This is a genomic window from Streptomyces sp. NPDC001880 (assembly GCF_053594575.1).
Window position 1 is genome coordinate 17,813 of record NZ_JBSFET010000021.1, and the last position, 20,196, is coordinate 38,008.

At 71.7% G+C, this 20,196-nt stretch carries 16 protein-coding genes; 2 read left to right on the plus strand and 14 right to left on the minus strand.

All coding sequences use genetic code 11. The features are described from left to right. Positions 1–55: 55 nt before the first annotated feature. The 6 genes from aceE to ACWCQ6_RS15025 all read right to left on the minus strand — a co-directional run bounded on the left by aceE (position 56) and on the right by ACWCQ6_RS15025 (position 10,146). Positions 56–2,725 (minus strand): pyruvate dehydrogenase (acetyl-transferring), homodimeric type, encoded by a 2,670-nt coding sequence (gene aceE, locus ACWCQ6_RS15000; RefSeq protein ID WP_451089161.1) that lies wholly within the window; start codon positions 2,723–2,725, stop codon positions 56–58. Between the two features lie 256 nt (positions 2,726–2,981). Then, positions 2,982–3,605, minus strand: a complete 624-nt coding sequence (locus ACWCQ6_RS15005) for a GntR family transcriptional regulator (RefSeq protein WP_451089163.1) — start codon at positions 3,603–3,605, stop codon at positions 2,982–2,984. Positions 3,606–3,916: 311 nt separating this feature from the next. Next, positions 3,917–5,716 carry a 2-oxoglutarate dehydrogenase, E2 component, dihydrolipoamide succinyltransferase gene (gene sucB, locus ACWCQ6_RS15010; protein ID WP_451089165.1) on the minus strand — a complete coding sequence of 600 codons (1,800 nt, stop codon included), beginning with the start codon at positions 5,714–5,716 and terminating at the stop codon, positions 3,917–3,919. A gap of 62 nt (positions 5,717–5,778) precedes the next feature. Next, positions 5,779–7,167 carry a dihydrolipoyl dehydrogenase gene (lpdA, locus tag ACWCQ6_RS15015; protein ID WP_451089167.1) on the minus strand — a complete coding sequence of 463 codons (1,389 nt, stop codon included), beginning with the start codon at positions 7,165–7,167 and terminating at the stop codon, positions 5,779–5,781. A 329-nt stretch (positions 7,168–7,496) separates the two neighbouring features. Continuing rightward, positions 7,497–9,056, minus strand: coding sequence for a leucyl aminopeptidase (locus ACWCQ6_RS15020; RefSeq protein ID WP_451089169.1), 1,560 nt, complete (start codon positions 9,054–9,056; stop codon positions 7,497–7,499). 310 nt (positions 9,057–9,366) lie between these two features. Next, entirely contained in the window at positions 9,367–10,146 is a 780-nt protein-coding gene (locus ACWCQ6_RS15025; RefSeq protein ID WP_451089171.1) for an adenosylcobinamide-GDP ribazoletransferase, read from the minus strand. Between the two features lie 88 nt (positions 10,147–10,234). Between ACWCQ6_RS15025 and ACWCQ6_RS15030 the strand changes: the two genes are divergently transcribed. After that, entirely contained in the window at positions 10,235–10,996 is a 762-nt protein-coding gene (locus ACWCQ6_RS15030; RefSeq protein WP_451089173.1) for a hypothetical protein, read from the plus strand. Here the strand turns inward: ACWCQ6_RS15030 and ACWCQ6_RS15035 are convergent. The 5 genes from ACWCQ6_RS15035 to ACWCQ6_RS15055 form a co-directional block, all read right to left on the minus strand. Continuing rightward, positions 10,903–11,658: a hypothetical protein gene (locus ACWCQ6_RS15035; protein WP_451089175.1), complete on the minus strand. Its 756-nt coding sequence runs from the start codon at positions 11,656–11,658 to the stop codon at positions 10,903–10,905. The two genes, ACWCQ6_RS15030 and ACWCQ6_RS15035, sit on opposite strands and share 94 nt — an antisense overlap. Beyond that, a complete protein-coding gene (locus ACWCQ6_RS15040) occupies positions 11,655–13,460 on the minus strand; it encodes a phosphatidylglycerol lysyltransferase domain-containing protein (protein ID WP_451089177.1) in 1,806 nt (601 codons plus the stop codon). Before ACWCQ6_RS15040 ends, ACWCQ6_RS15035 begins: the two co-directional genes overlap by 4 nt. Before the next feature lie 87 nt (positions 13,461–13,547). Beyond that, positions 13,548–14,654: a nicotinate-nucleotide--dimethylbenzimidazole phosphoribosyltransferase gene (gene cobT / locus ACWCQ6_RS15045; protein ID WP_451089179.1), complete on the minus strand. Its 1,107-nt coding sequence runs from the start codon at positions 14,652–14,654 to the stop codon at positions 13,548–13,550. 95 nt (positions 14,655–14,749) lie between these two features. After that, the gene (locus ACWCQ6_RS15050) at positions 14,750–15,589 is read right to left on the minus strand and encodes a class I SAM-dependent methyltransferase (RefSeq protein ID WP_451089181.1); all 840 of its coding nucleotides are present in this window, start codon (positions 15,587–15,589) and stop codon (positions 14,750–14,752) included. A gap of 32 nt (positions 15,590–15,621) precedes the next feature. Continuing rightward, positions 15,622–16,824 (minus strand): bifunctional adenosylcobinamide kinase/adenosylcobinamide-phosphate guanylyltransferase, encoded by a 1,203-nt coding sequence (locus ACWCQ6_RS15055; protein WP_451089183.1) that lies wholly within the window; start codon positions 16,822–16,824, stop codon positions 15,622–15,624. A gap of 117 nt (positions 16,825–16,941) precedes the next feature. On the opposite strand from ACWCQ6_RS15055, the gene ACWCQ6_RS15060 reads away from it, so the two are divergent. Next, positions 16,942–17,151, plus strand: coding sequence for a hypothetical protein (locus tag ACWCQ6_RS15060; RefSeq protein WP_072483289.1), 210 nt, complete (start codon positions 16,942–16,944; stop codon positions 17,149–17,151). 192 nt (positions 17,152–17,343) lie between these two features. On the opposite strand, the gene ACWCQ6_RS15065 is transcribed toward ACWCQ6_RS15060, so the two are convergent. The 3 genes from ACWCQ6_RS15065 to ACWCQ6_RS15075 form a co-directional block, all read right to left on the minus strand. Continuing rightward, the gene (locus ACWCQ6_RS15065) at positions 17,344–18,420 is read right to left on the minus strand and encodes a S1C family serine protease (protein ID WP_451089185.1); all 1,077 of its coding nucleotides are present in this window, start codon (positions 18,418–18,420) and stop codon (positions 17,344–17,346) included. Between the two features lie 97 nt (positions 18,421–18,517). Beyond that, the gene (locus ACWCQ6_RS15070; protein WP_451089291.1) at positions 18,518–19,252 is read right to left on the minus strand and encodes a class I SAM-dependent methyltransferase; all 735 of its coding nucleotides are present in this window, start codon (positions 19,250–19,252) and stop codon (positions 18,518–18,520) included. Between the two features lie 113 nt (positions 19,253–19,365). Continuing rightward, positions 19,366–19,965, minus strand: coding sequence for a DUF3043 domain-containing protein (locus ACWCQ6_RS15075; protein WP_451089293.1), 600 nt, complete (start codon positions 19,963–19,965; stop codon positions 19,366–19,368). Between the last annotated feature and the right edge of the window lie 231 nt (positions 19,966–20,196).

Here is a 20,196-nt window from a genome sequence, read left to right on the forward strand (position 1 = left end):
CATTGTGGCCGTACGCCGCGCGAGGCGGCCGGGCGAGTGCCCGGCCGCCGTCACCTCACAGCCCGTACCGCTCCCGGGCCTCCTTGACCGAGGCCGCGGCCACCTCGCCGCGGCGGGCCAGCTGGGCCAGGGCAGCGACCGTGATCGAGCTGGCGTCGACGCCGAAGTGGCGACGGGCCGCGTCGCGGGTGTCGGAGAGGCCGAAGCCGTCCGTGCCGAGCGAGGACCAGTCCTGCTCCACCCACTGGCTGATCTGGTCCGGGACCTGACGCATCCAGTCGCTGACCGCGACGACCGGACCCGGTGCGCCCTCCAGCGCCTGGGTCACGTACGGCACCCGCTGCTCACCGCGGAGCAGCGCCTCGTCGCACTCCAGCGCCTCGCGGCGCAGCTCGCCCCAGGAGGTGGCGGACCAGACGTCGGCCGTGACCCCCCAGTCCGCGGCCAGCAGCTCCTGCGCCTCCAGCGCCCAGTGGATCGCCGTGCCGGAGGCCAGCAGCTGGACCCGCGGGGCGTCGGCCGAGGCCCCGGTGCCCTCCTTGAAGCGGTACAGGCCCTTGACGATGCCCTCCTCGACGCCCTCCGGCATCGCGGGCTGCGGCTTCGGCTCGTTGTAGACCGTCAGGTAGTAGAAGACGTTCTCGGCCTCGGGGCCGTACATCCGGCGCAGACCGTCCTTGACGATCACCGCGATCTCGTACGCGAACGCCGGGTCGTAGTTGAGCGACGCGGGGTTCGTGGCGGCGATCAGCTGCGAGTGGCCGTCCGCGTGCTGGAGGCCCTCACCGGTCAGCGTCGTACGGCCCGCGGTGGCACCGACGATGAAGCCCTTGCCGAGCTGGTCGGCGAGCTGCCACATCTGGTCGCCGGTCCGCTGCCAGCCGAACATCGAGTAGAAGATGTAGAAGGGGATCATCGTCTCGCCGTGCGTCGCGTACGACGTCGATGCGGCGATGAAGTCGGCCATGGCCCCGGCCTCGGTGATCCCCTCGTTGAGGATCTGGCCGTCCTTGGCCTCCTTGTAGTACATCAGCTGGTCGCGGTCGACCGGCTCGTACGTCTGGCCCAGCGGGGAGTAGATGCCGGCCGACGGGAACAGCGACTCCATACCGAAGGTACGGGCCTCGTCCGGGACGATCGGAACCCAGCGCCTGCCGGTCTCCTTGTCCCGCATCAGGTCCTTGACCAGACGCACGAAGGCCATCGTGGTGGCCATCTCCTGCTTGCCGGAGCCCTTCTTCAGCGCGGCGAACGCGCGCTCCTCGGGCTGGGGCAGGGCCACTGCGTGCACCCGGCGGGCCGGAGCGGGACCGCCGAGGGCGGCACGGCGCTCCTGGAGGTAGCGGACCTCGGGGGAGCCGGCGCCCGGGTGGCCGTAGGGCACCAGGCCGTCGGCGAACGCGCTGTCCGGGATCGGGAGTCCGAGCAGCTCGCGCATGTCCTTGAACTCGTCGACGGACAGCTTCTTCATCTGGTGGTTGGCGTTCTTGGACTCGAAGCCCTTGCCGAGCGTGAAGCCCTTCACCGTCTGGGCGAGGATCACGGTCGGCGCGCCCTTGTGCTCCAGCGCCGCCTTGTACGCCGCGTACACCTTGCGGGCCTCGTGTCCGCCGCGCGAGGTGTAGAAGCACTCGGCGATCTTCGCGTCGGTGAGCAGCTTCGCCAGCTCGGCGAGCGCGGGCTCGGCGCCGAAGAAGTGCTCGCGGATGTACGCGACGTCGCGGGTGGCGTACGTCTGGAACTGCGCGTCCGGGACCTCCCGGAGCCGGCGTACCAGCGCACCGGTGGTGTCCAGCCGGAACAGCTCGTCCCAGGCGTTGCCCCAGAGCGTCTTGACGACGTTCCAGCCGGCGCCGCGGAAGGCGCCCTCCAGTTCCTGGACCACACGGAAGTTGGCGCGGACCGGGCCGTCGAGTCGCTGCAGATTGCAGTTGATGACGAAGGTCAGGTTGTCGAGCCGCTCACGGGCCGCGAGGGCGAGGGCGGCGGTCGACTCGGGCTCGTCCATCTCGCCGTCGCCGAGGAAGGCCCAGACGTGCGAGTTCGACGTGTCCTTGATGTTGCGGTTGGCGAGGTAGCGGTTGAAGCGCGCCTGGTAGATCGCCGAGAGCGGGCCGAGGCCCATCGACACGGTGGGGAACTCCCACAGCCAGGGCAGCCGCCGCGGGTGCGGGTAGGACGGCAGGCCGTTGCCGCCCGCCTCCTGGCGGAAGTTGTCGAGCTGCTGCTCGCTCAGCCGGCCGTCGAGGAAGGCGCGGGCGTAGATGCCGGGGGAGGCGTGGCCCTGGATGTAGAGCTGGTCGCCGGAGCCGTCCCCCTCCTTGCCGCGGAAGAAGTGGTTGAAGCCGGTCTCGTACAGCCAGGCCGCCGAGGCGAAGGTGGCGATGTGACCGCCGACGCCGAAGCGGGAGCCGCGGGTGACCATCGCGGCCGCGTTCCAGCGGTTCCAGGCGGTGATCCTGGACTCCATCTCCAGATCGCCGTCGAAAGCGGGCTCGGCGGCGGTCGGGATGGAGTTGACGTAATCGGTCTCCAGCAGCTTGGGCAGCGCGAGACCGGCGCCCTCGGCGTGCTCCAGCGAGCGGCGCATCAGATACGCGGCGCGGTGCGGGCCCGCGGCCTTGGTGACGGCATCCAGGGAGGCCGCCCATTCGGCGGTCTCCTCGGGGTCACGGTCCGGGAGCTGGTCGAGCTCGCTCGGAAGCTTTCCTACGGGGTCGGTCATGATCGCCGCCTTCCGGAGTGGAGGGGGGTGGAGAAGGCCCTGACTGGCAGGACAGGGCGATGGGGCCGGTGGGCCCGCGGAGTGAACTGTAAGTCGCCGATCGATGATCGATCAAAGGGGGAGGAGCAAAACTTCTCGATATGAAGAAATTGGCATGCGGTGCCGCGAAACAGGGCACGGAGTGACGGGATTTAGCAGGCAAAAAGGGCGCCCGCCTGTGCAGGTGAGCGCCCTCTGCGACACATGTGTACGACCCTCAGGCGCGCGGCGCACAGCCCAGCACGTGCGCCTTGACCAGTACACCGATGTCCGGGTCCTTGCGCAGGAACGCCTCGATGAGAGCCTCGTGCTCCTCCGCGTACGACTTCTGCACCGTGCCCAGCCACCGGATCGACAGGGCGGTGAACACCTCGATGCCCAGCCCCTCCCAGGTGTGCAGCAGCACCGCGTTCCCGGCGGCCCGCACCATCTCGCGGTGGAAGGCCACCGTGTGCCGCACCTGCGCCTCGCCGTCGGCCAGCCGGTCCGCCTCGTAGAGCGCCGTCACATGCGGGGTGAGGCGCGAGCAGTCCTCGCCGAGGGCCGGGGCCGCCAGCTCCGCCGCGATCTGTTCCAGACCGGCCCGTACCGGGTAGCTCTCCTCCAGGTCGGCGGCGGTGAGATTGCGGACCCGTACGCCCTTGTTGGGCGCCGACTCGATCAGCCGGAGCGTCTCCAGCTCCCGCAGCGCCTCGCGCACGGGCGTCTGGCTGACCTCCAGCTCGGTGGCGATCCGGCGCTCCACGATCCGCTCACCGGGCTTCCAGCGCCCGCTGACGATCCCGTCCACGATGTGCTCGCGGATCTGTTCGCGCAGCGAGTGGACGACGGGCGGGGTCATGAGGGGCTCCTTCGGGGCAAACCGGTGCTGTCCGCACCATCACGATTGCCGGGGTGACCGGTGGTGTCCAGGGTCTGTCCGGCGGATCACGGCCGGGATCACGGCGTCCGGCACGGCACGGCGCCGCGTTGCCGGACCGCCCGAACAGCCTCCGCGGTCAGGACGATCCGGCGCCTTGCGATGCACCGCACGGACGTCGCGCCCCGTCCGACCTGATCCGCCGGACAGACCCTAGACAATACGGCGGCGCCCCCGTCCGGAAGTGTTCCGGACGGGGGCGCCGCTGGTGAGGCTGGTTACAGCCGCGGTGCTCAGAGGCCGAGCTCGACCTCGAACTCACCGGCCTCCAGGATCGCCTTGACCGACGTCAGGTAGCGGGCGGCGTCCGCGCCGTCCACCAGACGGTGGTCGTAGGAGAGCGAGAGGTACGTCATGTCGCGGACGCCGATGACGGTGCCCTCCTCGGTCTCGATGACCGCCGGACGCTTGACCGTGGCACCGATGCCCAGGATGGCTGCCTGGTTCGGCGGCACGATGACGGTGTCGAACAGGGCGCCGCGCGAGCCGGTGTTGCTGATGGTGAAGGTCGCACCGGACATGTCGTCCGGCGTCAGCCCGCCACCACGCGCCTTGCCGGCCAGCTCGGCGGTCTTCTTCGCGATACCGGCGATGTTCAGGTCGCCCGCACCCTTGATGACCGGGGTCATCAGACCCTTCTCGGCGTCCACGGCGATGCCGATGTTCTCCGAGTCGAAGTACGTGATGGTGCCCTCGTCCTCGTTGATCCGGGCGTTGACGACCGGGTGGGCCTTCAGCGCCTGGGCCGCCGCCTTCACGAAGAACGGCATCGGGGACAGCTTGACGCCCTCACGGGCCGCGAAGGCTTCCTTCGCCTGGTTGCGCAGCTTCATCAGCTTGGTGATGTCGACCTCGACGACCGTGGTCAGCTGGGCCTGCGAGTGCAGCGCCTTCATCATGTTCTCGCCGATGACCTTGCGCATGCGGGTCATCTTGACCGTCTGACCGCGCAGCGGGGACGCCTCCAGCTTCGGCGCCTTCGAGGCGGCACGGCCTCCGGCAGCGGCAGCGGGAGCCGGGGCAGCGGCGGCGGCCCTGGCGGCCTCCGCGGCGGCGACGACGTCCTGCTTGCGGATGCGGCCACCGACACCGGTGCCCTTGACCGCGCCCAGGTCGACGCCGTTCTCGGCGGCGAGCTTGCGGACCAGCGGCGTGACGTACGCGCCCTCGTCACCGGAGGTCGCGGCCGGGGCGACCGGGGTGACCGGAGCCGGGGCGGCGACCGGAGCCGGAGCGACCGGTGCCGGAGCGACCGGTGCCGGAGCCGGAGCAGCGGCCGGGGCGGCGGGCGCCGGAGCAGCGGGCGCCACCGGGGCCGGAGCCGGAGCGGGGGCGGCCGGAGCGACCGGGGCCGGAGCGGGCGCAGGGGCGGCGGCGGGCGCCGGAGCGGCCGGGGCCGGGGCAGCGACCGGAGCGGCACCGGCGGCACCGATGACGGCGAGCTTGGCGCCGACCTCGGCGGTCTCGTCCTCGGCGACGACGATCTCCAGCAGCACACCGGAGACCGGGGCCGGGATCTCGGTGTCGACCTTGTCCGTGGAGACCTCCAGGAGGGGCTCGTCCTCCGTGACCTCCTCGCCGACCTCCTTCAGCCAGCGGGTGACGGTGCCCTCGGTGACGCTCTCGCCGAGCGCCGGAAGGGTGACGTCGGTACCGGCGGCGCCACCGGCCGGTGCGGCCGCCGGAGCCTCGGCCGCGGGGGCCGGAGCGGCGGCGGGGGCCTCGGCGACCGGCGCCGGGGCCGGGGCGGCCGCGGGCTCGGCGGCCTGAGCCGCGGCGGCGGCCGGGGCGCCCGTGCCGTCGTCGATGACGGCCAGCTCGGCACCGACCTCGACGGTCTCGTCCTCGGCGACCTTGATGGAGGTCAGGATGCCGGCCGCGGGGGCCGGGATCTCGGTGTCGACCTTGTCGGTCGAAACCTCGAGCAACGGCTCGTCGGCCTCGACGCGCTCGCCCTCGGCCTTCAGCCAGCGGGTGACAGTGCCCTCGGTGACGCTCTCGCCGAGCGCCGGAAGGGTTACGGAAACCGACATGGTTTCAGTTGCTCCTTACGAAAGTGCGGAAGTGGGTCGGTCGTCGCGCCCGGTCGACTGGATCAGTCGTGGGAGTGCAGCGGCTTGCCGGCGAGGGCCAGGTGGGCCTCACCCATCGCCTCGTTCTGCGTCGGGTGGGCGTGGATGAGCTGCGCGACCTCGGCGGGCAGCGCCTCCCAGTTGTAGATCAGCTGGGCTTCGCCGACCTGCTCGCCCATACGGTCACCGACCATGTGGACGCCGACCACGGCACCGTCCTTGACCTGGACGAGCTTGATCTCGCCCGCGGTCTTGAGGATCTTGCTCTTGCCGTTGCCCGCGAGGTTGTACTTCAGAGCGACGACCTTGTCCGCGCCGTAGAGCTCCTTGGCCTTGGCCTCGGTGATGCCCACGGAGGCGACCTCGGGGTGGCAGTACGTCACCCGCGGGACACCGTCGTAGTCGATCGGAACGGTCTTCAGACCTGCCAGCCGCTCCGCCACCAGGATGCCCTCGGCGAAACCGACGTGCGCGAGCTGGAGCGTCGGGACCAGGTCACCCACGGCCGAGATGGTCGGAACGTTGGTCTGCATGTACTCGTCGACGAGGACGTAACCGCGCTCCATCGCGACGCCGGCCTCCTCGTAGCCCAGGCCCTGCGAGACCGGGCCGCGGCCGATGGCGACCAGCAGCACCTCGGCCTCGAAGGTCTTGCCGTCGGCGAGGGTCACGCGGACGCCGTCCTGCGTGTACTCGGCGCTCTGGAAGAACGTACCGAGGTTGAACTTGATGCCGCGCTTGCGGAAGGCGCGCTCAAGAAGCTTCGAGCTGTTCTCGTCCTCGACCGGGACGAGGTGCTTCAGGCCCTCGATGATCGTCACGTCGGTACCGAAGGACGTCCACGCCGAGGCGAATTCGACGCCGATGACGCCGCCGCCCAGCACGATCGCGGACTTCGGGACGCGGTCCAGCTTCAGCGCGTGGTCCGACGAGATGATGCGGTTGCCGTCGATCTCCAGGCCCGGCAGCGACTTCGGCACGGAGCCGGTCGCGAGCAGCACGTGGCGGCCCTGGACGCGCTGGCCGTTCACATCCACCGAGGTGGGGGAGGAGAGCCGTCCCTCACCCTCGATGTAGGTGACCTTGCGCGAGGCGATGAGACCCTGCAGACCCTTGTACAGGCCCGAGATCACGTCGTCCTTGTACTTGTGGACGGCGTCGATGTCGATGCCCTCGAAGGTGGCCTTGACACCGAACTGGGCCGACTCGCGCGCCTGGTCGGCGATCTCGCCGGCGTGCAGCAGGGCCTTCGTGGGGATGCAGCCGTTGTGCAGGCAGGTGCCGCCGACCTTGCCCTTCTCGATCAGAGCGACGTCCAGGCCCAGCTGCGCTCCGCGCAGGGCCGCGGCGTAACCGCCGCTACCACCGCCGAGGATCACTAGGTCGAAAACGGTGCTGGCGTCGTTCGCCACGTCACGTCCTCCATGCATGTGCGCCGTACGCCGGGCCCCGTCGCTGGGGGATGACCGGCCGGTCGGCTGGTGTTCGGCCGCTTTGTTGTTCGGCCCTGTGGTGGGGGCCCTGTCCTGCCGAGAACCCATCTTCGCACTTGTTGACGGTGAGCGGGACGCGGGGCCCGGGTCTGAGACGGATGATCATCCGTCTCAGGGGGTTACCGCCGCGTAGGCGCCTGCTGATTTCGTCGAGAGCGAAACCGGCCGGATCCGTGCGGCGATGCCATCGGCGTAACACGTACGGCCCCGGGCCTGTGCCCGGGGCCGTACGTCGCGGTCGGCAGACCTCAGCCGAGGTCTCCGGCGGCGGTGCGCTCGGCCAGCTTGACCAGCGTGCGGACCGCGGAGCCCGTGCCGCCCTTCGGCGTGTAGCCGTACGGCGCACCCTCGTGGAAGGCCGGGCCGGCGATGTCCAGGTGCGCCCAGGCGATGCCCTCGCCCACGAATTCCTTCAGGAACAGACCGGCCACCAGGCCGCCGCCCATCCGCTCGCCCATGTTGGCGATGTCGGCGGTCGGGGAGTCCATGCCCTTGCGCAGGTCGGCGGGGAGCGGCATCGGCCAGGAGGCCTCGCCGACCTCCTCGGCGATCTCGTGGACGGAGGTACGGAAGGCGTCGTCGTTCGCCATGATGCCGAAGGTGCGGTTGCCCAGTGCCAGCACCATCGCGCCGGTCAGGGTCGCCACGTCGACGATCGCGTCCGGGTTCTCCTCGGAGGCGCGGGTCAGCGCGTCGGCGAGGACGAGCCGGCCCTCGGCGTCCGTGTTGAGGACCTCGACGGTCTTGCCGCTGTACATGCGCAGCACGTCACCGGGGCGGGTGGCGTTGCCCGACGGCATGTTCTCGGCGAGCGCCAGCCAGCCGGTGACGTTGACCCGGAGGCCGAGACGGGCGGCCGCGACGACGGCCGCGAACACGGCGGCGGCGCCGCTCATGTCGCACTTCATCGTCTCGTTGTGGCCGGCCGGCTTCAGCGAGATGCCGCCCGAGTCGTAGGTGATGCCCTTGCCGACCAGGGCCAGGGTCTTCTCCGCCTTCGGGTGCGTGTAGGCGAGCTTCACCAGGCGCGGGCCGTGGGTCGAGCCCTGGCCGACGCCGAGCAGACCGCCGTAGCCGCCCTTGACGAGCGCCTTCTCGTCCAGGACCTGCACCTTGATGCCGTGCTCCTTGCCCGCGGCGGTGGCCACGGCGGCGAAGGACTCGGGGTACAGGTCGTTCGGCGGGGTGTTGATCAGGTCGCGGGCGCGGTTGATCTCCTCGGCCACCGCGACGGCACGCTCGGCGGCCGCCTTGAAGGCCTTGTCGCGCGGCTTGGCGCCGATCAGGGCGACCTCGCCGAGCGGGAGCTTCGCGCCGTTGCCGTTCTTCTTGCCCTTGGGGGCGAGCTTGTTCTCGCCGCCCTGGTACGCGGTGAAGGCGTACGCGCCCAGGAGCGCGCCCTCGGCGATCGCCTCGGCGTCCTCGGCGGATGCGACGGGCAGCGCGAAGCCGGCCTTCTTCGAGCCGGCCAGGGCGCGGGCGGCCGAGCCCGCGGCGCGGCGCAGCGCCTCGGTGCCGTACGCCTCGTCCTTCTTCTCCGGGACGGAGCCGAGCCCGACCGCGATGACGACCGGGACCTTGAGGCCGTCGGGCGCGGGGAGCTTGGTCACCTCGCCCTCGGCACCCGCGGCGCCCAGGGCCTCCAGGACGGTGGCGAGCTTTCCGTCGAACGCCTTGTCCACGGCCTCGGCGCCCGGTGCGAGGACCAGGTCCCCAGACTTGGATCCAGCGCCCTTGGCGACGCCGACGACGAGTGCGTCGGCGCGCAGCGTCGCCGCACTCGCAGTGCTGAGAGTGAGAGCAGTCACGGTGGTGAAATCTCGCTTCCGTTGAGTTCGTTGTCGGTCGAGGGGTGGGCCGACCGCGCCCGGCGCATCGTAGACGTCGCCGCAATGTGCCGGGAATGAGCCTACGCGCGCCATTGCTGCGGTATCACGGCGGCGGGCCGTCGGTGGCCTGTTGTGGACCCACGGGGCCGGTCCGGGGTGTCCGGGCCGGGGGCGGTGGGGCCGGAACCGGGCGTGGACGTAGGGTCGTTGGCGGTGCCGGACCGAGAGGGGGGAGATCCATGCACGCCCGTGGGGACGCACGCGTGAGGCGAGCAGGCCGGAACCCGCCCTAACCGATCGTCAGGGCCACCAGGGCCGTCGTCGCCGCCGTCTCCGCCAGCGCGCCGAAGACATCGCCGGTCACCCCGCCGAAGCGCCGCACGCAGTGCCGCAGCAGGAGCTGGGCGACGCCGAGCGCGGCCAGCGCGGCCAGCGCATGGCGCAGCGCCCCGTACCCGCCGAGGAGCGCCCCGGCGCCCGCGCACCCCGCGACCGCCACCATTGCGACCGCCACCGCGCCCCCTGCCGTGACCGTGCCCGCCACCGCCGCACCCAGCCCCTCCGGACGGGCCGGCAGAACGCCCCGGCGGGAAGCCAGGGTGAGCGCGAGCCGGGCGGTGACCGCGGCGACGGCCGCCGCCACCGCGCCGTACGCCCAGCCCCGCCCGTACAGCTGATGGAGCGCCGCGACCTGGGCCAGCAGCACGAACAGCAGGGTGATCACACCGAACGGCCCGATGTCCGACTGCTTCATGATCCGCAGCGCGTCGTCGGCGGGCTTGCCGCTGCCCAGGCCGTCGGCGGTGTCCGCGAGACCGTCCAGATGCAGGCCCCGGGTCAGCACGGCGGGAACGGCCGCCGAGGCGACCGCGGCGAGCAACGGCCCCGAGCCGAGCAGCAGCAACAGGACGCCGGGCACCGCGGCGAGCAGCCCCACGACGAGGCCGGCGAGCGGGGCGCACAGCATCCCGGCGCGGGCGGCCGCACGGTCCCAGCGGGTGACGCGGACGGGGAGCACCGTCAGGGTGCCGAAGGCGAATCGGATGCCGTGGCTGTTCAGGGAGGTCACGGCGCGCAGGCTAATCGGTGGGCCCGGCCGATAGATTGCCCGTAACGCAACAGACCATGACAGAAGCGGCTTATCGGGAGTGGGTGGCATGGGTCACTGGTTCGATCAGAACATCGTCGAGCCGGGAAAGCTGCCGCTGCTCCTCGCCCTGGCCGCCTTTGTGCTCACCTTCGCGATCACCCGGTTCATCACCCGGATGATCCGGGCGGGGAAAGGCCCTTTCCGCAACTTCACTCCCGGCGGGATGCACATCCACCATGTGGTCCCCGGTGTGGTGCTGAGCGTCGTCGGCGGCTTCGGCGCGGTCGCCAGCGGACGGCAGGGCGTCACCGCGGGGATCTGCGCCGTGATCTTCGGTACGGGTGCGGGGCTGGTGCTGGACGAATTCGCCCTGATCCTCCACCTCGACGACGTGTACTGGACCGAGGAGGGCCGCCAGAGCGTGGAGGTGGTGGTCCTCACCGCGGCGCTGGTACTGCTGGTGCTGGGCGGGTTCTCACCGCTCGGAGTGAACGAACTGAGCAGCGACCAGCAGCAGGGCAGGCTCGGCGTCGTCCTGACCCTGGTCGTCAACTTCTGCTTCGTACTGATCTCCCTCTTCAAGGGCAAGGCGCGGCTCGCGGTCGTCGGTACGCTCGTCCCGTTCGTCGCGCTGATCGGGGCGATCCGGCTGGCCCGGCCGGCCTCGATGTGGGCGAGGCACTTCTATCGCAACCGTCACCGGGCGCGTGCCCGGTCGGTGCTGCGCGCCTACCATCACGACGTGCGCTGGGTGGGCCCGCGGCGCAGATTCGAGGACCTGATCGGCGGCGCACCGGACCGGGCGCCGCTCCCCGGACGCAAGTCCTGATCCCGGAGCCGGTCCCGGCGGGGCGCGCGGACGCACACCAGGAGGACCGCGGCGATCGCCACCAGGTGCTCCTTGCCCGCCAGATTGTTCTTCAGCACCACCTCGACCACCATCGCCACGATCACCAGCGCCCCGGTGAAGAGGGCTCGGTGGACGTAACAGAGATGGACGGCGAGGCCGACCACCGCCGCCGACGGGCCGGTGTCGACGACCTGGGCGTCGGAGGCCGGCAGCCCGAACAGCCCGTCCGGGCCGAGCGCGACACCGATCCGTGCGTACAGCGTCCCGGCCAGCGTCGCCGCGTACGCGATCAGCAGCGTGCGCCACCGGCCCAGACAGATCTCGGCGGCCCCGAACACCACCAGGATCTGCGCCAGCGCTCCCCAGACCGGCAGATCCGGCGCCGGTACGAACAGAGACAACGGCGTACGCAGCAGCGCCGCCCACCACGGATCCTCGGCCCGCACCGCCCCGAGGCCGTGCACCGCCCCGAAGCCCCACGGCCGGTTCTGCACCACCTGGAGCAGCGCCGTCAGGCAGACCGCGGCGATCGTCATCGGGATCGCCCGCGACCGCTGGGCGGCGAGCGTGCCGCCCACGGCCGCCAGCAGCGGGCCCCACTCCCGGTGAGCCGCCCTGCGCAGCACGTGTGCGGGTCTCATCCATCGGTCCCGAGGTGCGAGCGGTGCAGCCACTTGGGCAGACCGGGCGCCTCCAGGAACCCTTCTGCGCGACCAGCCGCGAGGCCGATGCGCGGCAGGTCCGAGCTCTTCTCGAACAGCATGAAACGCGGCTCCCAGATCGGTCGGTACTTCGCGTTGGCGCGGTACAGCGATTCGATCTGCCACCAGCGCGAGAAGAAACCGAGCATCGAACGCCACAGCCTCAGCACCGGTCCGGCACCGAGCCGTGAACCGCGCTCGAAGACGGACCTGAACATGGCGAAGTTCAGCGAGACCTGGGTGATCCCGATCTCCTCGGCGCGCCGGAGGAGTTCGATGACCATGAACTCCATCAGTCCGTTCTCGGCGTCCCGGTCACGGCGCATCAGGTCCAGCGAGAGGCCGTTCGGCCCCCAGGGGACGAAGCTCAGCAAGGCGCGCAGCGCGCCCGGCGCGCCGCCCTCCTCGGCCGGGGCATCCCGGCATTCGAGCATCACGCACTGCCCGTCGGCCGGATCGCCGAGCCGGCCGAGCGCCATCGAGAAGCCGCGTTCGGTAGCCCCGTCGCGCCAGTCGTCGGCGTGCCGCACCAGTTCGGCCATCTCCTTCTCGGGGATGTCCGCGTGGCGGCGGACGGTCACCTCGTACCCGGCGCGCCCGACCCGGTTGTACGCCTGGCGGACGGTCCGCATCGCCCGCCCCTGAAGGGTGAACTCCGCGGTCTCCACGATCGCTTCGTCGCCCAGCTCCAAGGCGTCCAGGCCGTGCCGCGCGTAGATCGTCCCGCCCTCCTCGCTCACCCCCATCACGGCCGGGATCCAGCCGTGCTCGCGGGCCTCGGCCAGCCACGGCCCGATCGCCCCGGGCCAGGCCTCCGGGTCTCCGATGGGGTCACCGGAGGCGAGCGAGACCCCGCCCACCACCCGGTAGGCGACGGCGGCCTTCCCGGTCGGGGACCAGATGACGCTCTTCTCCCGGCGCAGCGAGAAGTAGCCGAGCGAGTCGCGGTCGCCGTGCCTGTCGAGCAGCGCCCGGAGCCGGGCCTCGTCCTCGGGGGTGATCGGGTCCACGGCCCGGCGGGCCCGGAACGCCGCGTACACGACGGCGATCAGCAGCAGCGTGGAGAGCACGTTGATGGTGACGTCGACCCAGCCGGGGGTGGTGATCCCGGGGAAGGCGGCATCGTTGTCGGCGACCGAGACGAGCCGCAGCGCCCCGTAGCGCCAGCGGTCCAGGAAGGAGGCGCGGTAGTCGTCGGTCGCGGTGTTGGTGAGAGTGACCAGTCCTGCGGCGATCAGCGAGGTGACCAGCAGCCCGCCGGCCGCGACGGCGGCCGCCAGCTTCGGGTTGGACCGGTCGCCCTTCGCGTAGAACTCGCGCCGCCCGAGGAGCAGCGCGAGGACGAAGGCGGCGGTCAGCGCCAGCGAGATCCAGTTCTGCGGATGGCGCCGGACCTCCGGGAAGGCGATCACCAGGGCGAAGAGCAACAACAGCAGGCCGCTCACCACCGTGTTCACGATCCACGCGGCCCGCTTGCGGCGGCGCATGGTGACGGCCAGGAAGAGCGCGACGACGCCGGAGGAGAAGCCCGCGGTGAGCAGGTAGGGAGTGAAGTAGTTCGCGGTGTTGTGGCGGCGCAGGTCATTGCCGAGAGTGACCCAGACGGCACTCAGGAAGTTGATGAACGACACGATGCGCAGGTACCAGATGGCGAATGCCGCGCCGCGCCGTGACCGGACGGTGCTCGGTGCCCGGACGGCGCCCCGCCCGGAATCCTCGGTGGCCAATCGGACCTCTCCCATGAAAGCGAGCATATGGTGCATCGCTCTGCATGAGGGACTGTGCTGCGGCCGGTGTTCAAGGGCCGCAGCCCCGCCGGTCCGTGAGCCTCAGGTCGCGTCGTCGTACGCGGCGCCCGCCTCGGCTTCCTCGTCGGCGCCGTCCTTCTCCTCGGCGACGCAGTCGCGTTCGGGCAGCTCGGCCGCGAGTGCGGCAGCGGCCCGGACGAGCGGGAGCGCGAGCAACGCCCCGCTTCCTTCCCCCACGATGACGCCGTGGTCCAGCAACGGGTTGAGTGCCATCCGGTCCAGCGCCTTGGACTGCGCCGGCTCACCGCTCGCCTGGCCCGCCAGCCACCAGTCCGGCGCCCGGAAGGCCGCCCGCTGGCCCACCAGCGCACACGCGGCGGAGACCACACCGTCCAGGATCACCGGCAGCCTGCGCACCGCGCACTGGAGCAGGAAGCCGGTCATCGCCGCCAGGTCCGCACCGCCCACCGTGGCCAGCAGCTCCAGCTGATCGCCCAGGACCGGCCGGGCCCGCCGCAGCGCGTCCCGGATCGCCGCGCACTTGCGCATCCACGCCAGATCGTCGATCCCCGCACCGCCGCGCCCGGTGACCACCGAGGCGTCCGTGCCGCACAGCGCCGCGATCAGCGTGGCCGCTGCCGTCGTCCCGCCCACGCTCAGATCGCCGAGCACCACCAGATCGGTGCCCGAGTCGGCCTCCTCGTCGGCGATCGCCATGCCGAGCCGCACCGCCTGCTCGGCCTCCTCGGCCGTCAGCGCGTCCTCGACGTCGATCCGGCCGCTGCCGCGCCGCACCCGGTGACGTACCACCGACTCGGGCAGCAGCTCCGGGGCGCAGTCCAGGCCGGCGTCGACGATCCGGACCGGTACGGAGAACTGTCGGGCCAGCACCGCGAGCGGCGTCGCGCCGTCCAGCGTGGCCCGCACCAGCTCGTGCGCGGTGCCGGCCGCGCGCCCGGAGACGCCCAGCCCGGCCACCCCGTGATCACCGGCGAAGAGCACCACGCGCGGCTGCTCGATCGCCCTGACCGGTACGGACTGCTGCGCGGCCGAGAGCCATTCGCCCAGCTCGTCCAGGCGGCCGAGGGCGCCGAAGGGAACGATCATGCGCTCCCGGCGTTCCTCGGCGTCGCGCCGTACGCCGCCGTCGGGGCGTTCGATCAGATCGGAGAAGTCGTCCAGATTCACGGGGGTCTGCCTCGCGGGTCGATGCGTCGAGTGGGCCGGTGAGCCCGGCGGCGGGCTCACTGCGGAACAGTACCCGCCACCCTTCTGACGCCCGGTCAGTGCGAGGTCCATCCCCCGAACCGCAGCTGCGTCACCGCGGGCGTCAGGGTCCGCAGCCCCGGAAGCAGCGACTGGATCCGGATCAGCTCGCCCATCGCGCCCCGCCCCCGCGGCAGCCGCAGCGCGCGCACCTCGGTGATCGCCGGATGTGCACCGCGCAGCTTCGGCCGCTCACCGGGGTTCATGGCCCAGCGCATCGGCGGAACGGCCATCGTGCCGGTCTTCGAGCGGCCGGCCACGGTGCACCTGGCGAGCCAGCGCGCCACCGTGTCCAGGACCAGGACGCCGCCGGGCAGCCGTTCGGCGCAGGCCGCCAGGATCTCCCGGACCTCCGCGGGGTGCAGATACATCAACAGCCCCTGCGTCGTGACGACGACGCCGCGGCTCTGCGGGTCCTCGATCTCGTCCAGCCAGGACAGATCGGTCGCCGGCCGCGACAGCGTGCGCAGCCGGTCCGAGGCGGGCAGCAGCCTCCGGCGCAGCTCGGCCACCTCCGGCAGATCCACGCTCAGCCAGTTCAGCCGACCGTTGTCGACCCGCCAGAAGCCGGTCTCCAGACCGTCGCCGAGCGCGACCACGGTGGCCCGCGGCCGGTCGGCGAGATACTCCTGCACGGCCAGGTCGAAGCAGCGCGAGCGCAGCCCCTGGGCCTGCGAGTGGAACGGGCTCGGCCGCCCGAACCGCTCCTCGAAGGGGTAGTCCAGGTCCTTCAGCAGCCGCAGCGCCACCGGATCGTCCAGCACCGGATAGGGCCCGCCCGCCTCGTGGGCCCGGTTGTAGAACGTCCACAGCAGGGTCTCCGGGACCCCGCTCGGCATCGGTCGCACGCCTGCCATGTCCGCTCCTCCTGTTCTCCGTGTGCCTCCGCTCAGCCGCGCAGGCTCAGCGCCTGCCCGGCCACCACCAGCAGCACCTGTTCGCACTCGTCGGCGAACGCGGCGTTCAGCCGGCCCAGCTCGTCCCGGAACCGCCGCCCGGCAGCCGTCGCGGGCACCACGCCCGAACCGGCCTCGTTGGTGACGGCGACGACCGTACGGCGCGTACCGCGGACCGCCGCGACCAGCTCGGCGGTCCGCTCCCGCAGGGCGTCCTCGCCACCGCCCGCCCACGCCGCGTCGTCCCAGGCGCCCACCCGGTCCATCGCGTCGGTCAGCCACAGCGACAGGCAGTCGATCAGCAGCGGAGGCCCGTCCGACTCCAGCAGCTCCACCAGCTCACAGGTCTCCTCGGTGCGCCAGGCGGCCGGTCTGCGATCCCGGTGCAGGCCGACCCGGGCCGCCCACTCGGCGTCCCCCTCCCTGCCGCCGCCGGTCGCCACGTACACCACCTCGGGGAACGTCTCCAGGCGCCGCTCGGCCTCCACCGACTTGCCCGACCTGGCCCCGCCCGTCACCAGCGTGCGCCGCGGCACCTCCGGGGTCACGTGGTACTCGCCCACCACCAGCGTCGTCCCGTCCGGTACGGCCCGCGCTCCGGCCGCCGCGAGCCGCCGGTCCAGTTCGGCGCCGGGCGGCGCGTCATGGTCCAGGTGGACGGCCACGACCTCGGTGTCCGGGCCGATCGCCGCCACGGCCCGCAGCCGCGCCACCGCGTCCGGCCGCCCCACCACATCGCCGACCACCATGTCGTACGGCTCCGCGACCCGGTCCGTGAGACCGGCGGGCGCGGCCCCCGGCGGCAGGTAGAGCAGCCGGGGCCCCGCCGGACCCGTGACCTCGTATCCCGTCCCCGGCGCGTCCATCGGCACCGCCCGCACCCGGTGCCCGCTGATCAGCGTCAGCACCCGCCCGTCCGGCACCCGCCCCGCCGGGGGCAGCCCCGCGGGCAGCTCCACGGCGGGCCCGTCGTGCGGATGGGTGAGCAGCACCTGCCGCACCGCGGTGAGCGAGTGCCCCGCACGGGCCGCGGCGAACACGGCTCCCGGAGTGAGGTCGAGCAGCAGCGCGCCGTCGACCAGCAGCGCGGTCGACGCCCGCGAGCGCGCCCCGCGGGCGACGGCGCAGGCGGCGCAAGGGCATTCGGGCCGCGGCAGCCCGTCGGGGGCTCCGGTGCCGAGCAGAGTCAGTTCCACGCTTCCGATCCTCCCGCGTCCGTGCAACCGGTGCGCGACGTGGGGGCGTCCGGACCGGGTCCCCGCACCGGGCTCAGGCACTAGGCTGCGGGCAGCAAAGCGACCCAGGAGGCGGACATGGCGTGGACGTGGCGGTTCGAGAAGTCCGACGGCACGGAGACGGAGCCGGCCCTGCAGCCGGAGGAATTCACCACCCAGGGCGACGCGGAGTCCTGGATCGGTGAGTACTGGAAGGAACTCCTGGACGGCGGGGCGGACCAGGTGACGCTCTTCGACGACTCGACGAAGATCTACGGCCCCATGAGCCTCCAGGCCGACCAGGGCTGATCCGCCCCGGGGCGGCGGGGCGCCGCCGTACGGGCCCGTACGGCGGCGCCGTTCCCAAGGTCTTGCGCTTGGACCAGGACGCGGTGCGGAGGCACGCGAGCCCGGCGGGATCCGAACGAACGAACCGGTGCCGCGGCAGGCGCCCCCGACCCCGCCCTCCGGGCGGACGACGCCACTTTCGAAACACGCGCCCTAGATCTCGCCCAGGGTGACCTTCGCCGTCATCTCCTCCCCGTTGCGCAGATAGGTCACCGTGACCTTCTGATCCGGCTTGTCCGAGGCCAGCGCCTCCGACAGGGAGGTCATCGTCGTGACCGGCTGGTCGTCGATCTTGGTGATGATGTCGCCGGGCCGCAGCCCCGCCTTGTCCGCGGCGCCGTCCTTCGTCACGCTGACCAGCGCCACCCCGGCCGGCTGGTAGTTGTTGTCGACGACCGTGCGGCCGGTGATGTTCAGTGCCGCCCGGCCCGAGTCGATGACCCTGCCGCTCTTGATGATCTGATCGGCGACCGTCCTCACCATCGACACGGGGATCGCGAACCCGATCCCCGGCGCCGCGCTGCCGCCCAGCTCCGGGTCCGTCGCCGCCAGCGTCGGGATGCCGATCACCTCGCTGTTCAGGTTGACCAGCGCGCCTCCGCTGTTGCCCGGGTTGATCGCGGCCGAGGTCTGCACCATGTTCGCGATCGTCGCGCCGGTGCCGCCGCCCGCACGGCTCTCGCTGACGGTCCGGCCGAGCGCCGAGACGATGCCCTGGGTGACGCTGGAGGACAGGCCGAGCGGCGAGCCCATCGCCAGCACGATCTGGCCCACCTCGACCTTCTCCGAGTCGCCGAACTTCGCAGGCTTCAGCCCGGCCGGCACTCTGTCGAGCTTGATGACGGCCAGGTCCTGCTCCGGATAGGTGGAGACCAGCACGGCGTTCTGCGCCTTCTCGCCGGTGGCGGCGGTGACCTTGAACGTCCGGTCGTTGCCGACCACATGGGCATTGGTGACGATATGGCCCTTGGTGTCGTAGACGACGCCGGAGCCCAGGCCCTCGGAGGTCTCGATCTGCACCACCGACGGCAGCACGTTCTCGATCACGGTCTGGTAGTCGCTCTGCAGATCGCTTGCGGTCCGGGTGGCGGAGGCCGAATCGCTGGGTTCGGCCTTCGGTGCTTCGGAAGTGGCGTCCGAACAGCCGCTCACCAGGGCGATCGCACAGACACCTGCGGTCAGAGGCAGCAGCAGTCGGCGCGCACGGCCGCGGAAGTGGGATGCGTCCATGTTCGAATTATTGCTTTTGGTGCCATTCGTGGCCTGTCGGGTTCGGCCGGGCGGGGCACGCCGTCGGACAGCCCCGGCGGCCCGCTCCCGTGTCCGCTCAGCCCCGTACCCCGCACAGGTGCAGCAGCGCGGCCACCCGGCGGTACGGATCGGTCCGCCCGGCCCGGTCCTCCGCGGCCAGCACCAGCTCCAGCTCGGCGGCGGCCGGCAGCTCCACGTCGTTGCTCACGTTGTCCGTGAAGACGCGCACCCCGTACCAGGCGTGCAGCGGCGCCGCGATCCCGGCGAGCGTGGACGTGAGGGCGTCCAGCCGGTCGGCCCGTACCGTCAGGCCCAGCCGGTTGGTGTACGTGTCCGTGTCGAAGGCGCCCAGTGCGGCGCTCCAGTCCCCGGCGGTCCCGGGACGCATCGCCAGCGCGTCGGCGTTCCGTACGAGCAGCGACAGCAGTCCGCCCGGAGCCAGCATCCGGGCCAGGCCCGCCAGCATCGCGTCCGGCTCCCGGACATACATCAGCACACCGTGGCAGAGCACCACGTCGAAACTGCCGGGCAGGAAGTGCACCCCGGTCTCCAGGCCGTTGCCCTCGATCAGCCGGACCCGCTCGCGGATGCCCGCGGGCTCGCTGCCGAGCGCTTCCCTGGCCACCCGCAGCATCTCGGCATCGGACTCCAGGCCCGTCACCGTGTGACCGGCCCGCGCCAGGCGCAGCGCCTGGGTGCCCTGGCCCATGCCCACATCGAGCACGCGCAGCCGCTGGCCGACCGGGAAGCGTGCCGCGATCTGCTCGTCGAGCTGCCGGGCCACGAGTTCCTGGCGGACGGTGTTGCGCAGCCCGCCGAGGCCCTTCAGCCAAGCGGAGGAGGCGCCGGAGAACCCCGTGACGGGCACGGCATCGTCCGGCCGGCCGGCGGACGGACCGCCGGCCGGGCCGGAGATGTGCGTACTCAGGGCCGCTCTCCTCGCTTGACCTGCGGCTTCGGGAGCCGGAGGCGACGCATCTGAAGCGTGCGCATCAGGCCGTAGGCGACCGCGCCACGCTTGGGCGTATCGGGGAAGCGCTGGTTGAGCTGCTTCTTCAGGCGGAACGAGAGCCCGATCGAGTCGACGACGATCAGCCCGATCACGAGGAGCCAGAGCAGCAGCGAGATGGTCTGGATGTTCTGCACCTGGATCACGCTGAGGATCAGAATGATCACGGCGAGCGGCAGGAAGAACTCCGCGATGCAGAAGCGCGAGTCCACGTAGTCGCGAACGAAGCGCCGCACCGGGCCCTTGTCGCGCACCGGTAGATAGCGCTCGTCACCACTGGCGAGCGCCTCGCGCTGCTTGGCCAGGTCCACACGGCGCGCTTCGCGCTGCCGCTTCATGGCCGCCTTGCGGTCGAGCGGCGCGCCACTGGAGGCGCGACGGCGCTGCGACTGGGCTTCGCTGCGCTTGGGGGTGGGGCGACCCTTGGGGGCCTGCGGGTCGCGGGGCTGCTTGGAGAGGTCCGCCGTCACCTTGCCGGTGGGCGCCTTCTCTTCCTTCGAACGGCTACGGAACACAAGGCCCAAGGGTACGGGGTCGATCGCCACGACCCCAGGCCGGTCGGGAACGATCCGGCAACGGCCTGCGTCCTCGCCGGTGTACCGACGTGTCCGGTACGCCCGGCGGCACCGGGTTTCCCCGGCCTGCACCTACTCCCTGGGCCGGAGTGGTGACCTGGTGCAGTCGTCCTTGGGTAGGAGCACATCCGTGCTCGAACAGTGCGGTAATAGAGGCAGGGCCCGTACTGT

Coding starts and splice junctions, on each gene's coding strand:
- aceE (WP_451089161.1), bottom strand. CDS start 2,725: ATGACCGACCCCGTAGGAAAGCTTCCGAGCGAGCTCGACCAGCTCCCG.
- ACWCQ6_RS15005 (WP_451089163.1), bottom strand. CDS start 3,605: ATGACCCCGCCCGTCGTCCACTCGCTGCGCGAACAGATCCGCGAGCAC.
- sucB (WP_451089165.1), bottom strand. CDS start 5,716: ATGTCGGTTTCCGTAACCCTTCCGGCGCTCGGCGAGAGCGTCACCGAG.
- ACWCQ6_RS15030 (WP_451089173.1), top strand. CDS start 10,235: ATGGGTCACTGGTTCGATCAGAACATCGTCGAGCCGGGAAAGCTGCCG.
- ACWCQ6_RS15035 (WP_451089175.1), bottom strand. CDS start 11,658: ATGAGACCCGCACACGTGCTGCGCAGGGCGGCTCACCGGGAGTGGGGC.
- ACWCQ6_RS15040 (WP_451089177.1), bottom strand. CDS start 13,460: ATGGGAGAGGTCCGATTGGCCACCGAGGATTCCGGGCGGGGCGCCGTC.
- ACWCQ6_RS15050 (WP_451089181.1), bottom strand. CDS start 15,589: ATGGCAGGCGTGCGACCGATGCCGAGCGGGGTCCCGGAGACCCTGCTG.
- ACWCQ6_RS15060 (WP_072483289.1), top strand. CDS start 16,942: ATGGCGTGGACGTGGCGGTTCGAGAAGTCCGACGGCACGGAGACGGAG.
- ACWCQ6_RS15065 (WP_451089185.1), bottom strand. CDS start 18,420: ATGGACGCATCCCACTTCCGCGGCCGTGCGCGCCGACTGCTGCTGCCT.